Origin of the sequence: Marinitenerispora sediminis, from assembly GCF_003336425.1 — a bacterium.
GTDB classification, from domain to species: Bacteria; Actinomycetota; Actinomycetes; order Streptosporangiales; family Streptosporangiaceae; genus Marinitenerispora; species Marinitenerispora sediminis.
Genome location: NZ_QEIO01000132.1, coordinates 1 through 15,122 on the forward strand (window position 1 = coordinate 1; position 15,122 = coordinate 15,122).

A 15,122-nucleotide genomic window follows, 5' to 3' on the forward strand; every position below is an offset into this window, starting at 1 on the left:
CCCGGCAGTTCCCCCACCGGTGCGCGACCGGCCACCGGACGCCCCCACCCCCGCACTCCCGTCCACTCACCCGAGGTCGGCCAATGCCCATCGCGCTGCTAGCCCTCGCGGCCTTCATCACCGTCATCATCGTCTGGAACGTCGTGTTCAAGCGGAACATGGGCGAGGCGATGCTGCTCGGGCTGGTCGTCACGGTCCTTTTCGCCGGGGCCCAGGCGCCCGCCTTCCTCCTGGAGGGGCTGACCGGTGCGCTCACCCACGACGTCCTCTACGCGGCGCTGGCCTTCGTCTTCATGGCCTACCTGATCGACGTCACCGGGTTGATCCAGAAGATCCTCGCCATCCTGAACTCCGTCTTCGGACGGATCCGCGGTGGTCCCGCCTTCGTCGACACGGCCGGTTCGGCGGTCTTCGGCGCCCTCTCCGGCTCCAACTCCGCCAACACCGCCTCCAGCGGCTCCTTCACCGGCCCGTGGATGGTGCGCACCGGATGGTCCCCGACACGGGCCGCCACGGTGCTGGCGGGCAACGGCGGCATGGGCGCCGCCCTTCCGCCCAGTGCCTCCATGGTGATCATGGTCGGGTTCGCCGGCGGACTGGTCACCACGGGACAGGTCTACCTGGGGCTGCTCGCGGCGGGCGCCTACCAGATCCTGCTGCGCATGGTGCTGGTCCTGTATTTCGTGCGCCGCGACGGTATTCCCAAGGCCGAGGAGCGCGACCTCGTTCCGCTCCGCACGTCACTGAAACAGGGCGCGGGCGCGCTGTCGATCTTCCTGGGTGCCCTCATCCCCATCGTGGTCACCGTGGGCCCGCTCGCCGACTATCTGACCGAGTCCACCCCGCTGGGCGACACCATCGGCGAGATCTCGCTGCTGACCTGGATCCCGGTCCTGATCATCGCCTTCTCGCTCGTGGCGGGGCGGGACCGCCTGCCCAGCACCTTCCGGGGCTGGTGGACCCTGCTGGACGGTGCACTGCCCAAGTTCGCCAACATCGGCGCCCTGCTGTTCTTCGCGATCGCGGCCAGTGAGGTGCTCGGCCGCCTCGGTCTGGCCGAGGACGTCAACGAGATCCTCCAGACCCTCCCCATCAACGGTGTGCTGATGGTCGTCGTCGTGGGGCTGGTGATCACCCTGGTCGCCGGACCGCTCTCCTCCACGGCGACCCTCACCGCGGTGGGCCAGATCTCCTTCCTGACGCTGGTGGGCGTGGGAGTCGACCCGCTCACGGCGGTCATCGCGATCCTGGTGTTCGCCTCCACCGAAGGCGCCTCCCCTCCGGCCTCGGGCTCGATCTTCGTCGCGGCCGGACTGACCGGAGCCCGGCCCGAGAGCACCTTCATCCCGCTGATCGTCTACTACATGATCCCGATCCTTCTCATAGGTTGCCTCATCGGATGGGGCGTCCTGCCGATTCCGGGGAGTTGAGCATGACCAAGATGAGAACGCGGGCCTTCACCGCCGTCCGGGCACTGTTCAAACTGGGATTGCTCACCTGCTTCGCTCTGGGCGCCCTGCTCGTCGCCGGGCAACTCGCCGGCGTGATTCTCCAACGCCCCGAGTGGGTCGCCGGAACCTCCGACCTCCTGTTCGTGCCGGCGGTGACGGCCGCCGCGGCCTTCGGCGTCCTGGGGTTCGTCGCGGGATACCTGGCACCACGCGGCGAGGACTGACACGGGGACAGGCTCGCCGGGACCTGCCCCACCGGCGAGCGCACCAGGGCGGCACAGCCCCGGCGTGGCGCGTGGCACCATCGCGGCCGGACGCACGGTGCTCCGTTGCCGGAGTCGCCGGGCCCGAAGCCGCTCTCGTCCATCCCGGACGGGGACACGGTCGGAGACCCAGCCGTGATCGGCGTGGTGTCTCGGCAGCCGTCCCGGCCGCGACGGCGTAGGACCAACACCAGCGGAGGGCGCCCGGTTCCCGGGCGCCCTCCCGCTGCCCCCGGCACCGTCACGCGCGAAGGCGCCGCCGAGCCGCACAGCCGAGCGGCCGCCCCCGGGGATCCCCGGGGGCGGCCGCTCGGCTGTGCACCCGCTGTGGTAGTCCGGTAAGGTAACCGATGGTGGTGAATGCTGGGTTCGAGCCGGAGCCGCCGCGGGCCATTAGCTCAACTGGCAGAGCAGCGGACTTTTAATCCGCGGGTTCAGGGTTCGATCCCCTGGTGGCCCACCATAGATGGGATGTTCAAACCCGCAGCATCAGCGGGCTTTACGTCCTCTCCCGCACGCAGCCTGGCCTCGTACGTCAGTGCTGCGGCGTGGACCGAAGGATCGAGCAGCGTGTCCAAGGGCTCTCCAGAGTTCGCATCCACGATGTCGCCGCCGTCGAGCTGGTCGACGTTGATGCGGTCGAAGAATGCCTGATTGCAGATGCGTCGTAGCGAGTCGTCAATGCTCATGTCGTAGCTCGCGCCTCGGAAGATCACGTCGCCCTTGTAGTCCGGGTTCGAGAGCATGTCCTGGACCGTCGTCAGGCCGGGCGCCTTCGAGGGCCCGTGAGTTCGCCGCGAACTCGCGTGGCCCAGCGTCGCCAGCCGCCGGGGATCGTGGCCCGCGTGGCCGAACGGGTCTCGATCTCGCGGGCGACAGCGAGTTCGAGGATGTCCCGCTCGGTCTCGCTGAGCCCGTCGCCTGGCCGCCACCCCAAGGCTGCGGCCGCTTGGCGTGCAGGCCTTCGTGTTCATGAGTAGAACAACAGCGCGAAGACCAAATCTAGGACGACCGCGCATGATATGTGCCGCCTAGCGCATTCATCGAACAACGGCTGCCTCTTTAGGGTTGATTCGAGAAATCGCAACCAGTCAGGCATATGCGGAAGCAGGGGGCAGGCATGGCGGTTGAGGGCAGAGGCACAGCGGTAGAGCAGACCGGTCGCCGCCGGTGGCTCGCCTTCGCAGTGCTGTGCGGCATGCAGACGATGATCGTGGTCGATGTCAGCATCGTCACGATCGCGCTTCCTTCCATCCAGAGCGATCTCGACATCCATCAGTCACGTTTGGGCTGGGTGATCAACGCTTACACGATTGGATTCGGCGGTCTGCTGCTCCTCGCGGGACGCCTGGGAGATCTGATCGGCCGCAAGACCGTGTTCAGCGCTGGCGTGGCCGCGTTCACCGTCGCCTCCGCACTGAGCGGGTCGGCGTGGAGTCAGGAGTTCCTCATCGCGACCCGGTTCATCCAAGGCGTGGGAGCGGGCCTGGCATACGCGGTCGCCATGAGCATCGTGATCACACTCTTCACCGAGCCGCGAGAACGTGGCCGAGCGCTGGGGCTCGTCGGCTTCGCGCAGGCCGCTGGCGCCTCGGTGGGCATCGTCCTCGGCGGTGTCCTCTCGCACGCCATCAGCTGGCATTGGGTCTTCTACGTCAACGTGCCCATCGGCATCGTCGCATCCGTTCTCGCCGTCCGGCTGATTCCCAAGGACAGCGGCATCGGGCTACGCGCGGGCCTGGACGTCATCGGCGCGGTGCTTGCCACAGCCGGACTCATGCTCGGCGCATACGCCATCGTCATCATCGGTGACCACGGCTGGAACTCTCCACACGCGCTCGCCGGCCTTGTGTCGCTGGCCCTGCTGGGCGGCTTCATCCTCCGGCAGACGACCGCCCGCGTGCCCCTGGTTCCTCTTGGATTTCTGCGCAATCGCGCCCTGGCCGGCGGGAACATCATCCACATCCTGACGACGGGCAGCACCGTTCCCTTCACCATCATGATCGCTCTCTACTTCCAGCAGGTCGCGGGCTACAGTCCTCTTCATGCTGCGTTCGCCCTGATGCCGCTCGCGATCGCCTCAGCCTTCACTTCGCTCGCCGTGTACCCGCGCCTGGCCTCGCGGTTCGACAGCCGACGCATGCTGGCGGCAGGTCTGACCGTCGTCGCGAGCGGTCTCCTGCTCGCGGCCCGCCTACCAGCCGATCCGCTCTACACCATCGACATCCTGCCCGCGATCACGCTGGTCGGCGCCGGCAGTGGGATCGTGATGCCGGCGGTCATCGCGGCCAGCATGGCGGTCCGCGATCTCCGGGAGGCAGGGCTGGCGTCCGGAGTCGCCGCCACCTCGGGCATGATCGGAGACACCGCAGGCATCGCGGCACTCACCACGCTGGCCGCAGCCCACACCGCCGCACTTCTGAACGACGGCTTGCAGCCCGTGCCCGCACTCAACGACGGATTCCACCTGGCCTTCGGTACCGCCGCCGCACTGGCAGCCATAGCAGTGGCGATCGCCTTCCTGCTTCTGCGCCGCCCAGATGCTCGGAACACGCCTGCGCCACATTGAAGAGCCACCGACCCGCCGGACGCGATCGAGAGGGGTGCGACGATTCGTCAGTCACGCCGTCCCGGCGAGCGCCTTCACGAGCAGGTCGGTGATTTCACGGCCGTGGGTGAGGTCAGGGTCCAGATCGGGGTCATAGATCGTCAGGTCGAGGCCTACGAATCGCGGAGACGCAGTGAGTCGTCCAAGGATGACGGCAAGTTGGTCAAAGGTGAGTCCACCCGGTTCGGGGCTGTCTACGGCCGGCATCAGGTCGGGGTCGATGACATCGACGTCCATATGAACCCAGAATCCGGTGAGGTCGGAACGTTCGATGGCCCTCATGGCTTCTCGCGCAGCATTCTCGGTGCCACGCGCCACCGTGGCGGCGTCGATGACCATCACCCCGTCCGCCGCTGCCTCGTCCGCGAACTCGTCGCCGGGGCGCGAGCCGATCGAAACGACATCGGACGAACGCAGGTACGGACGCCGGCCGTCGAGGTTCGCGAGCGTTCCGCCGAGGCCCGTCGCCAGTGCGAGGCTCTCGCCGCCGGCGGACCCCACCGCATCACAGTTTCCTGGGTGCCGGTAGTCCAGGCCGTCAAGACTGACCAATCCGTACCGGCCGTTGCGATGCAGGGCGAGCCCCACGCCGACGAGGATGCTGCAGTCACCGCCCAGCACGACAGCGATGTCCCGGTTCGCGATGATCGGCTCGAGCCGCTCCGCCAGACGAAGCGAATGGTCGGCGATCGCCGCCTCGTTGCGCACCTCGCCGTCGGCCCGACCTGGGCGGTAGCGCCCCGGGGTCACGACTCCGCCGTCTCGCGCCCCCAGCCTGTCCAGGAGCCCAGCGTCACGCAGCACCCCGGGCGCCTTGTAACAGCCCGGGACGATCCCGTCCTCCGGAGGACGCAGCCCAAGATTCGACGGTGCGTCCACGACCGCGAATCGTCGCGCGATTTCGGACATCGACCTCTGCTCTCCTCACTTGGGGCGAGCGGCGGCAAGCCTACGGAGCCGACCCGCGCGGAGCACGTCTGTGACAGCAACGCTCCGGCCTTGCACCCGCGGTCCTATAAAGATGAAGGCCGCGATCCCGAGCAGTCGCCGTCCTTGTCGCTGAGCTGCGCAAGCCGCATGCTCCGGCCGCTGCGATTACTTCCGCTCGTCGCCAACTTGTGCGCCTACCCCGTGAACAGGACGTGCCCGTGCGTACGCGCGCCGCGGAGCATGCGCACCCGTCGGGCGCTCAACGCTCCTTATGAGTCTTTCCGGCTGTGGTGTCGCCCCGACGGCGGAAGAAGGGGACGATCACCGCTGCGGCCGCGATGTGCATGAAGGTCAGGGACAGCGTGGTCTCGATGTCCGCCTCGTACGAGAATGCCGGCAGCAACGAGGCCGCCGCCACCGTGAGCGCAACCGCCGTCCAGATGGTTCGGGCTCGCGTAGTGAGTAGTTCGAGCGCGATGAGCAGAACCCATCCCGCGGTAGCCGCCGCGAGCACGGAACCGATGACCGCTCCGAGAGTGACCTCCATCGACGCGTCCTCGGCACCGAACGAGACCACGAACGATGCGCCCATCGCCCCTCCCGCAAGCCAGATGAGCACGCAGGCCAGCACAGCGCTGAGCCCGCCGATCAAGCGCGAGCGCCAGTCGATCGCTAGCGTTGCGAGCAAGGCGGGTCGTGGGGCGGACCGGATGAGTTGCGGCTCAGAGCGCATGGGGTCTCCTGACTCTCGGGGCCGCGGCGGAACTCGCCGCGGACAACGATCACGGTATGACCGCTCGGGGATACGATCAATGCGCATCTCGATCAAGTTAATGCGCGATCGTCCGGAGAAGGCGGTTGTTCGTATAGGATCAGTTCGTGGACATGATGAGTGAGGTCGTCGCGGTCCTCCGTCGAGGGCGACCGCGATCTCAGCGCGTCACCTGGACCGCGCCATGGGGTCAGCGCTTTGCCGCGGTCGATGGCTCGGCCGGATTCCAGGTCGTCCTTCGCGGGACGTGCTGGCTGCTCCGTGATGGTGAGGAGCCGGTGCGCCTGCAGGCAGGAGACGTCCTGTTCCTCCCCAGCGGCGCCGAGCACGCACTCGCCGATCGGATCGATGCCGAGCTTGCCGAGGCATGCGAACCAGGCCGGGTGGCGGGCAACGGCGCAGTCGAGGTGCCTGCGAGTCCGGACCATGGACTGCCGGGAGAACAGACTGTGACGCTGTGTGGCGCTTATGAACTCGACCTGCGGTTCATTCACCCACTGCTCGCGCAGCTCCCACCCGTGGTGATCTTGCGCGCGCCGTTCGATCGAGGAGAGCCGCTCCGGGATGCGGTAGAGCTGCTCGCGATGGAGCTTGACCGGCCTGGACTGGGCACGGATCACCTGATCGCCGCGCTGCTCGACGTGCTGTTCATCCACATCCTCCGTGCGTGTCACGACGAGCGCGTCCTGCCGGGCCGCGCACATTCGTGGGTCGCGGCGATCCGGGACACAGGACTCCGCTCCGCACTCGACGCGTTCCACAGCGACCCCGGGCACCCGTGGACGGTCGCCGAGCTCGCTCAGCACGCGGCCATGTCCCGCACCGCCTTCGCTCGTCGGTTCCACGAACTGATCGGGAATCCGCCCATGGCCTACGTCACCTGGTGGCGCATGAATCTCGCCACCGCCCTGCTGACCGACACGGACCAGCCGATGCGCGCCATCGCTCAGCGAGTGGGTTACAGCTCGGAGTACGCCTTCGCGCATGCTTTCCGCCGAGAGCGCGGCATCTCGCCAGGTGCGGCGCGCCGCACCGGCTCGCGCGGAAACCTCCCGCACTCCGCCGTCCGATCACGGAACGGAGTCACCGCATGACGGTTCGAAACCCCGGCCCGCTCCCGGAGATCGTCGTGGACGAGCGCGGAGAGCGGGATGGGGGCCCGGTGCTGTTGCTCCATGGCGGTGGAGTTGCCGGCTGGATGTGGCGGCCGCTCATCGAGCAGATGGGACCCGGACACCGGTTCCTCGTGCCGGACCTCCCAGGGCACGACCGCGGCGCGCAGACGGATTACGAGTCGCACGAGCGGACCGTTGACGCGCTCGCCGAGATGCTTCAGCACCGCGAGGACCGCCCGGCCGCGGTCATCGGCTTCTCGCTCGGAGCGCAACTCGCCGTGCTCCTCGCGGTCCGGCGTCCCGATCTGGTCGCCCAGGTCGGGATCATCAGCGCCCAGGCAGAACCGTCGAGATGGCCCGGGATGACCCTCGCGTTGCTTCGAACGGCGGCACCGCTCGCGAAGTGGGAGTGGTTCGCCCGGGCACAGGCGAAGGAACTGTTCATCCCGCCGACGCTGTTCCCCGACTATCTCAGGACCGCCCGGCGGCTCTCCACCCGCACGCTTCTGACATCGGTGGGCGAGAACATGCGGTTCACGGTCCCACCCGCGTGGGCCTCCTACGCGGGCACGACCCTCGTCTTGGTGGGCGAGCGGGAACGGGCGATCATGGCCCGCTCGGCACACCATCTGACCCGTGACCGAGGCGATGGCGACTCCGAGACCATCGCCGGGTGCGGTCACGGCGCTCCTTTGCAGAAGCCGCGCTGGCTAGCAGACCGGCTACAGGCCTGGCTCACCTGATCAACGCGACTCCCATGCCGTCTGCACGGTTTTCGGCCGCGACTTGGAGGATGCGGGTGAACGCGGTGTCTGACTGGCGCGCTTCTCGGTGCCTCCGGAGTTCACCGCGGCCCATTCCTTCGTCGCTTCGTCGATGCCGTCTGGGAGGGTCGCGTCCGCACCCTCCTCAGTCGGACGGGTTCGCCCGGGCCTCCCACCGGGCCACCATGGGCTTGCGCTCTTGGACCGGCGCCGCCGCCAGGGTGGTGTCGCTTCTGGGCGACACTCACACAGGTAAAAAGCCGCAATGCCTTTGCGGTCGTCTATCTTTTGGGGGTGGACGTCACCAGTGACCTCTTGCGCGGGGTGCGGGCCCGCGGCTCCCTGTTCGGCAGTTCGACTCTGTCACCGCCCTGGTCACTGCACTTCGTGGACGGTGCGCCGCTGACCCTGTGCACCGCCCTCACCGGGGCGGGCTGGATCGTGCCGGAGGGGCATCCGCCTGAACGCCTCGGCACCCACGACACGATCGTGGTGCGCGGTCCGACGACATTCACCTTCGTCGACGAGCCCGGCACTACGGCAGAGCCGATCGCCTGCGGGGAGCACTGCGCGACGCCCGAGCAGGGGGGCACACGGCACCGGCTGGGCTGGCACGATCCCGGTGAAGGGAGCGGGGACGGCAGTGGTGCGACGACCTTGGTGGTCGGCGCCTATCCGGTCCGCGGCGAGATCAGCCGGCCGTTGCTGGACGTGCTTCCCGTCGTGCTGCGCGTGGACGCCGGAGACACCCGTGACCCGGTGCTGGACCACCTCGCCTCCGAGGTCGCCCGCGACGAACCGGGCCAGCAGGTCGTGCTCGACCGGCTCCTGGACTGGATGCTGGTCTGCACGTTGCGCACCTGGCTGGATCGGCCCGGCGGGTACCCCCCGGCCTGGTGGACCGCCCAGAAGGACCCGGTGGTCGGCCAAGCACTGCGCCTCTTGCACGCCGAGCCCGCGGCGCCATGGACGGTGGGCGAGCTGGCCCGGCGGACGGGGGTCTCCCGCTCGACACTGGCGAAACGGTTCGCCGATCTGCTCGGCGAGCCGCCGCTGGCCTATCTGACCCGCTGGCGCATGACGCTGGCGGCGGATCTCCTGGTCGAGCAAGAATCCTCGACCGTCGCTCATGTCGCCCGCGCCGTCGGCTACACCGACCCGTTCGCGTTCAGCGTGGCGTTCAAGAGGCTCCGGGGCACCAACCCGAGCGAGTTCCGCCGCTTGGCCGAAGCCTGACCGGTGGGAGAGCAGACAGGCGGCCAGTTGCGGAGGGCGGCGTCCTCGACCCGTCGGAACCCCCATGGAACGGGGCAGGAACGGCCGGAGGATCCACGTGGTCACCGGAGCAGGGCGGGTCGCCGGAGAATCCGGCGACCCGCCCCGATGGCTGCGGCGGTCATCCGCGAGCGTTGACGTCCTCGCGCCAGATCTCATGGGCGAGGCCGGCGGACCGGCCGTCTTCCGCGGGGGGACCGGTCAGAGACAGGCGGTACCCGGTGCGGACCGGGGTCCGGTCCGCCGTCATGTCAGGCGCCGCTTCCGGCGCGGCCGCCCAGCAACTGCGTCTCCCAGGCGAAGGCGACGCCGGTGGCACCACCGTGCTGCGTCAGCACCTCGGTCAGACCCGGCACGGTCTCCTCACGGGCCCAGTCGCGCTGCCACTCACTCGCCACCGCCAGCCAGGTGATCGGCACCACGCCGGCCTGGACCATGCGCCGCACGGCCATGTCGTGGGTCTCGGCCGAGGCCCCGCCCGAGGCGTCGGTGACGACGAAGACCTCGAAGCCCTCGCCCGCCGCCTGAATCGCCGGCATGGCCACACAGACCTCCGTCCACAGGCCGGCGATGATCAGCTTCTTGCGGCGGGTCGCCTTGACGACGTCGACGACGTTCGGGTCCTGCCAGGTGTTGACGAGCGTGCGGTTGATCGGCTTCTGCTCCGGGAACACGTCCTGCAGCGCCTGGATGAGGTAGCCGCCGCGCTCCTCCAGCACGGTCGTCAGAATGGTCGGGACGTTGAACACCTTGGCGCTCTTGGCGAGGCCGACGACGTTGTTGACGACCATCGACGGTTCGTGGCTGTTGAGGTTGGCGAACTGGAACGGCTGGTGGTCGATCAGTACGAGGACGCTCTCCTCGGGGGTCAGCAGTGCCTGCAGTCCGGACTTCGCTTCGGTGCTCATGGATCCCTCTCCAGATGTTCGTGTTCTGGGAGCTCAGACGGGACACTGTCGATCTCGAACGGGCGATGCGGCCGCGCGCGTCCACTCCGCCGCCCCTGGGTCGGAACGGCCGGTCTCGATCGAATAGATGATGCGTCATCTACATTACTGAATGTATGTGACGTGTCAACTAAAGGTGTGCACCACCCCCGGGGCCCACGGCGAAAGTTGACTCATCATCTATCATCCATCGATAGCAGCTTGGGGCCGTGCGCCGACAAGGAATGCGAGGCACCGCTCATGCGGACGTCACTGGTGGTCGTGATGGGTGCGGCAGGGACCGGAAGGACCACGATCGGCCTTCCGCCCGCCGCCCCGGTCGGCGTTCCGTAGGCCGGGGGAGACGGGTCCCGCCGGCCGGCGTCGACAGGCTGGCGGCCGGGGCACGGCATGCCGGCGAGGACCGCCGGCCCTGGCCCGGCTCGGGCGGCGCTGGGCGCCCGGCCGGGTCCGCACCCGGCGGGGGCGGAGGCGGCCCCGCCTCCAAGCCGGCCTACCGCGGCCGGCCGCGGGCCGCGGTCCCCTCCTCGGTCGGGGCCCAGCCGGGACGGACCGTCGCATTCGTGCCCGCGAGGCAGAAGGGATACCGCAATGACCAATCCAGAGGCTCGCCCGGCTCCCCGCGTGTGCACCGAGGGCGGTCTGCCGGGGCCGTGGGCGGAATGCGAGGGCAGGGCCCCGGTCGAGATCATCAGCGCCCGTGCCGTGCCGCTGGGTGGGCCGCGCGCGATGAACGTGCGCCGCACGCTGCCGCAACGGCAGCGTTCGTTGATCGGAGCGTGGTGCTTCGTCGACCACTACGGGCCGGACGACGTGGCGGCCACCGGCGGGATGGACGTGGCGCCGCATCCGCACACCGGGCTGCAGACGGTCAGTTGGTTGTTCGAGGGGGCCATCACCCACAACGACTCCGGCGGCAACCGCGCAGACGTCCTCCCCGGAGAGATGAACCTGATGACGGCCGGGGCCGGCATCTGCCACTCCGAGACCTCCGACCCGGCAACCGGCCGGCTCCACGGGGTGCAGCTCTGGCTCGCCCTGCCGGAGGGGGCCCGCCATACCGCGGAACGCGCTTTCGAGCATTTCGTGCCCGACCCCGTCGAGTTCCCCGGGGGGTACGCGCTGGTCTTCCTCGGTTCGCTTCTGGATTCGCGGTCGCCGGTGGGCACGTACACGCCGCTGGTGGGGGCCGAACTCCGCCTCGCCTCCGGCGCCGAGATCGATCTCGAGGTCGACCCCGCGTTCGAACACGGTCTCCTGGTGGACACTGGCGAGTCCGTCACGCTCGAAGGCGTGCACGTGCCCAAGGACGCCATGGGCTACACCGGGGTGGGGTCGGGGACGCTGCGCATCGCCAACGGTGGCGGCGAACCGGCCAGGCTCGTGCTCCTGGGAGGTGCCCCCTTCGGCGAGGAGGTCGTCATGTGGTGGAACTTCCTGGGCCGCTCGACGGAGGAGATCAGGCAGTACCGGGAGGAGTGGGAGAACCACGGCGAGCGGTTCGGGCGTGTCGAAGGCTACGTGGGACACGGCGGCCCGGGAAGGAACCGCGACGGGATGGCGAGAATTCCGGCCCCGGAGCTGCCCCAGGTCCCGATGCGGCCGAGGAGGAACCCCGCACCGCACGTACAGTTCGACGGCTGACCGACCCGGGTCGGCGCTTGCCCCTCGCCCCGCGAACCGCTGTGCCCCCCACCGAGGCGGACACCATCCCCACAGAGAGGTACCCGAAGTGACCGAACAACGGACCGACAGAACCGGCGCCCCCGTACATGTCGCGCTCGACGCGACACGCGGCATCAGCGCCTACACCGTGAGCCTGGACGACGGAACCCTCGCCGGCCGTGCGGACTTCGTCGACCCGCCGGAGGCCGCCGGCGAGCGCATCTTCTTCCACACCGAGATCGCCGAGGAGTTCGGTGGCCGCGGCCTGGCGGGGCTCCTCGTCCGCGAGGCGCTGGCGGAGAGCATCCGCGAGGACCTCACCGTCGTGCCCGTGTGCCCGGTCTTCGCCAAGCACCTGGACAAGCACGGCGAGGACTACAAGGCCGACGGCGGACGGTTCCGCCGGCCGAGGCCGGCCGACCTCGCCGCCGTCAAGCAGGCGACCGAGGGCGGGGCATGAGCGCGGAGCGTCCCTACATCGACAAGCGACACCCCGAGGTGTACCGGGCGGCCGTCAAGGCGGCGGAGGCCGCCCGAACCGCGGCCCGCGAGGCCGGCCTCGGCGACGACACGATCGAGATGATCAACATCCGCGTGTCGCAGATCAACGCGTGCCCGACCTGTCTGAGCGTCCATTTTCCACGGGCGCTCAAGGCCGGGGTGAAGCAGAGCACTCTGGATCTGCTGCCGGCCTGGCGGGAGGCCGGTGTCTTCACCGATGAGCAGAAGGCCGCGCTCCTCATAGCGGAGTCCCTCACGGTGATCGATCCGACGATCGACCGGGAGTCCGTCAACGCACGTGCGGCCGCCCATCTGACCACGGACCAGATCTCCGCGGTGGAGTGGGTCGCCACCATGATCAACGCGTTCAACCGCGTCTCGATCGCCAGTGGCCACCCGGCACTGAAGGCGTAGCAGAATGGCCTCTGCCGCCGTGGCCACCGAGTTCCAGGAAAGGTGCCACGGCGACAGGGGCCGGGGCGCGCTGTTTCGCGATGGCGTGCATATGCCGAGGCTGGTCCGGTCTCGGCCTCTCAGTTCGTCGACATCGGACCGCGACGCGCAGGGGCCGACCGCCGCTGTGCGGGCCGCTCACGTGTCGTCGTGTCCCTGGTCCCGAGGAGCGCGCAATGCGATCACCGATACCCGACTATCTCGCTGAGGTGCGCGGGGCTGTCGAACCCGACCGCTCCGGCGCGCCCGCGGACTACATCCCCGAGCTCGCGGCAGCCGATCCGGAGCGCCTGGGGGTGGCCTTCGCGATGGTGGACGGCGAGGTGTACGCCTCTGGCGACGTCGACCAGGCGTTCACCATCCAGTCGATCTCCAAGCCGTTCGTCTACGCGCTCGCGCTGGCAGACCGTGGTTTCGGCACCGTGCTGGACAAGGTCGGGGTGGAACCCTCGGGAGAGGCCTTCAACGAGATCTCCCTGGAACCCGGGACCGGCCGCCCGTTCAACCCGATGATCAACGCGGGCGCGATCGCCACCCACTCCCTCGTCGGTACCGGGCAGATGGGAGCCGACGTCCGGCTGCGACGGGTGATCGACGGGCTGTCCGCGTTCGCCGGGCGCGGCCTGGAGACCGACGAGTCGGTATTCGCCTCGGAGATGGCCCACGCCCATCGCAATTTCGCGATCGCGCACATGCTCCGAACACACGGCATCCTCACCGAGGACCCCGCAACAGTGGTCGAGGGCTACATCCGGCAGTGCGCCGTCCTGGTCACCGTGCGCGACCTCGCCGTCATGGCCGCGACCTTGGCCAACAACGGCGTCCACCCGGTCTCGGGGCAGCGGGTGGTGCCGGGCCCGGTGGTGCGGCAGGTCCTGAGCGTGATGTCCACCTGCGGGATGTACGACGCCGCCGGAGACTGGGCGACCCAGGTCGGCATCCCCGCCAAGAGCGGCGTGGCCGGAGGGCTCATCGGGTCCCTTCCGGGGCAGATCGGTATAGCCACGTTCTCGCCCCGGCTCGACTCACACGGAAACAGCGTCCGCGGGGTCTCGCTCTTCGAGCGCTTCTCCTCCGACATGGGGCTGCACCTGATGGAGGTTCCGGCACCGGCACGCGCGGTGGTACGCGGTACCCGCGTGGTCGGTACGGGGGCAGCCGCGGGGAGGGTCGTGGAGCTCCAGGGCGCGATCCGCTTCACCGGTGCGGAGCGGTTCGTGCGCGAGATCGTGTCCATCGCGCCCAGTGAGCCCCGGGTGGCGCTGGACCTCACACACGTCCACTCCATCGACGACGTGGCCCGCAGGATGCTGCTGGAGGTCGTACGGCGGCTCACCCTCGACGGCCGCGAGGTCTATCTGGTCGACCCGGAAACGGTGGTGCCGGATCCCGATCCCGGCGACGGCGGCCGGGTCGCCGTCGTTCGCACGGTGGAGGAGTTCGTGCACCACCGCGGGGGATGACCGGCCGCGTACGCGTCCGGGTACGGCCGCGGCGCCCACCGCGTCGCCTGCCAGCGATCGGGGCGCCTCTGGAGCGGGGGCCAGCCGGCACGGTGGTGCGCGCCGAACCGCCGGGCGCCCGGCCGCGCTCCTACCGCGCGGCATCCGCGACCACGGCCACGCGCCCCTCACCCCGGCGCGGCCCGTGCGGGCTGCTCCGGGGGTCTAGGTCCCGCCGTCCGCGAGTCGGTACCGCAGCGCGCCAGAGGGGCAGCGCCGCACCACTTCGACGACGCGGTCGACAGGGGCACCGTCCGGCTGGATCCACGGGCGCCGTGCCGTGTCGAACACCTCGGGCAGACCTCGGACGCATTCCGCGGCGTGCTGGCAGCGCCCGGCCTCGAAGGTGACAGTGACCGACCGCCCCTCGTACGCCTTCTGCTCGGATCCGCCGCTCATACCGCCTCCGTCACCATCGTGTGCGACTCCGACCGCTCAGTCGCTGACCCTGCTGCGCGACTGGTACAGCAGGTCCTGGTACTCGGGATGACGGGCGATCCAGCCCGCGAAGAAGGGGCAGGTCGCCAGCACCCGCAGGTCCGCGGCACGTGCCTCGTCAAGGGCGGTGCGGGCTAGCGCGGACCCGACGCCCCTGCCCTCGTACTCCGGCGCGACCTCGGTGTGCACGAACGCGACGAGTTCCGTCGTACGGATGTACTCCGCGACGCCCGCGACGGCGGGCTCTCCGTCAACGCGGGCCTCGTAGCGCTTGTGCTCGGGCGCGTGGCTCACTTCGACCGCCATGTGTCCTCCCCCTGGATCGGTCGCCATGCCGCCACACTAACCGGATTCAGTTGATCCATCAACTTATTCTCGGCGGGCCCCGTGCCCTCGCCCCTCACATCGAAACCCCACTTCAGGTGGGCCCCCGAGACC

At 69.2% G+C, this 15,122-nt stretch carries 16 protein-coding genes and 1 tRNA gene; 11 read left to right on the forward strand and 6 right to left on the reverse strand.

Annotated elements, in window-relative coordinates; all coding sequences use genetic code 11:
* Positions 1 to 83 precede the first annotated feature (83 nt).
* The 3 genes from DEF28_RS21010 to DEF28_RS21020 all read left to right on the forward strand — a co-directional run bounded on the left by DEF28_RS21010 (position 84) and on the right by DEF28_RS21020 (position 2,177).
* Entirely contained in the window at positions 84 to 1,430 is a 1,347-nt protein-coding gene (locus DEF28_RS21010; protein WP_114398474.1) for a TRAP transporter large permease subunit, read from the forward strand.
* A 2-nt stretch (positions 1,431 to 1,432) separates the two neighbouring features.
* Positions 1,433 to 1,675, forward strand: coding sequence for a hypothetical protein (locus DEF28_RS21015; protein ID WP_114398475.1), 243 nt, complete (start codon positions 1,433 to 1,435; stop codon positions 1,673 to 1,675).
* Between the two features lie 426 nt (positions 1,676 to 2,101).
* A tRNA-Lys gene (locus tag DEF28_RS21020) sits at positions 2,102 to 2,177 on the forward strand.
* Here DEF28_RS21020 and DEF28_RS21025 read toward each other — a convergent pair.
* Positions 2,149 to 2,460 (reverse strand): hypothetical protein, encoded by a 312-nt coding sequence (locus DEF28_RS21025; protein WP_114398476.1) that lies wholly within the window; start codon positions 2,458 to 2,460, stop codon positions 2,149 to 2,151. The two genes, DEF28_RS21020 and DEF28_RS21025, sit on opposite strands and share 29 nt — an antisense overlap.
* 452 nt (positions 2,461 to 2,912) lie before the next feature.
* Here DEF28_RS21025 and DEF28_RS21030 point away from each other — a divergent pair, with 452 nt between their 5' ends.
* Complete coding sequence (locus DEF28_RS21030; protein WP_114398493.1) at positions 2,913 to 4,283, forward strand: MFS transporter; 1,371 nt, start codon at positions 2,913 to 2,915, stop codon at positions 4,281 to 4,283.
* A gap of 51 nt (positions 4,284 to 4,334) precedes the next feature.
* Here the strand turns inward: DEF28_RS21030 and DEF28_RS21035 are convergent, their stop codons facing one another.
* Both DEF28_RS21035 and DEF28_RS21040 read right to left on the reverse strand, forming a co-directional pair.
* The gene (locus tag DEF28_RS21035) at positions 4,335 to 5,231 is read right to left on the reverse strand and encodes an arginase family protein (RefSeq protein WP_114398477.1); all 897 of its coding nucleotides are present in this window, start codon (positions 5,229 to 5,231) and stop codon (positions 4,335 to 4,337) included.
* Between the two features lie 280 nt (positions 5,232 to 5,511).
* Positions 5,512 to 5,985 (reverse strand): DUF6069 family protein, encoded by a 474-nt coding sequence (locus DEF28_RS21040; RefSeq protein WP_114398478.1) that lies wholly within the window; start codon positions 5,983 to 5,985, stop codon positions 5,512 to 5,514.
* 152 nt (positions 5,986 to 6,137) lie between these two features.
* Between DEF28_RS21040 and DEF28_RS21045 the strand changes: the two genes are divergently transcribed.
* The 3 genes from DEF28_RS21045 to DEF28_RS21055 all read left to right on the forward strand — a co-directional run bounded on the left by DEF28_RS21045 (position 6,138) and on the right by DEF28_RS21055 (position 9,139).
* Complete coding sequence (locus tag DEF28_RS21045; protein WP_233515450.1) at positions 6,138 to 7,118, forward strand: AraC family transcriptional regulator; 981 nt, start codon at positions 6,138 to 6,140, stop codon at positions 7,116 to 7,118.
* Positions 7,115 to 7,882 (forward strand): alpha/beta fold hydrolase, encoded by a 768-nt coding sequence (locus tag DEF28_RS21050; protein ID WP_114398480.1) that lies wholly within the window; start codon positions 7,115 to 7,117, stop codon positions 7,880 to 7,882. Before DEF28_RS21045 ends, DEF28_RS21050 begins: the two co-directional genes overlap by 4 nt.
* Before the next feature lie 315 nt (positions 7,883 to 8,197).
* Positions 8,198 to 9,139 carry an AraC family transcriptional regulator gene (locus DEF28_RS21055; protein WP_114398494.1) on the forward strand — a complete coding sequence of 314 codons (942 nt, stop codon included), beginning with the start codon at positions 8,198 to 8,200 and terminating at the stop codon, positions 9,137 to 9,139.
* A gap of 290 nt (positions 9,140 to 9,429) precedes the next feature.
* Here the strand turns inward: DEF28_RS21055 and DEF28_RS21060 are convergent, their stop codons facing one another.
* Positions 9,430 to 10,086, reverse strand: a complete 657-nt coding sequence (locus DEF28_RS21060) for a hydrolase (RefSeq protein WP_114398481.1) — start codon at positions 10,084 to 10,086, stop codon at positions 9,430 to 9,432.
* A gap of 630 nt (positions 10,087 to 10,716) precedes the next feature.
* On the opposite strand from DEF28_RS21060, the gene DEF28_RS21065 reads away from it, so the two are divergent.
* The 4 genes from DEF28_RS21065 to DEF28_RS21080 all read left to right on the forward strand — a co-directional run bounded on the left by DEF28_RS21065 (position 10,717) and on the right by DEF28_RS21080 (position 14,207).
* The gene (locus tag DEF28_RS21065; protein WP_114398482.1) at positions 10,717 to 11,769 is read left to right on the forward strand and encodes a pirin family protein; all 1,053 of its coding nucleotides are present in this window, start codon (positions 10,717 to 10,719) and stop codon (positions 11,767 to 11,769) included.
* 88 nt (positions 11,770 to 11,857) lie between these two features.
* Positions 11,858 to 12,250, forward strand: coding sequence for a GNAT family N-acetyltransferase (locus DEF28_RS21070; RefSeq protein WP_114398483.1), 393 nt, complete (start codon positions 11,858 to 11,860; stop codon positions 12,248 to 12,250).
* Positions 12,247 to 12,705, forward strand: coding sequence for a carboxymuconolactone decarboxylase family protein (locus tag DEF28_RS21075; protein ID WP_114398484.1), 459 nt, complete (start codon positions 12,247 to 12,249; stop codon positions 12,703 to 12,705). The genes DEF28_RS21070 and DEF28_RS21075 overlap by 4 nt, the downstream gene beginning before the upstream one ends.
* A 215-nt stretch (positions 12,706 to 12,920) precedes the next feature.
* On the forward strand, positions 12,921 to 14,207 hold the full coding sequence (locus DEF28_RS21080) for a glutaminase (protein WP_114398485.1): 1,287 nt from the start codon (positions 12,921 to 12,923) through the stop codon (positions 14,205 to 14,207).
* A gap of 204 nt (positions 14,208 to 14,411) precedes the next feature.
* Here DEF28_RS21080 and DEF28_RS21085 read toward each other — a convergent pair whose 3' ends face one another.
* Together DEF28_RS21085 and DEF28_RS21090 are read right to left on the reverse strand one after the other, a co-directional pair.
* Positions 14,412 to 14,645 (reverse strand): (4Fe-4S)-binding protein, encoded by a 234-nt coding sequence (locus DEF28_RS21085; protein ID WP_114398486.1) that lies wholly within the window; start codon positions 14,643 to 14,645, stop codon positions 14,412 to 14,414.
* 36 nt (positions 14,646 to 14,681) lie between these two features.
* Complete coding sequence (locus DEF28_RS21090; RefSeq protein ID WP_114398487.1) at positions 14,682 to 14,990, reverse strand: GNAT family N-acetyltransferase; 309 nt, start codon at positions 14,988 to 14,990, stop codon at positions 14,682 to 14,684.
* Positions 14,991 to 15,122 lie beyond the last annotated feature (132 nt).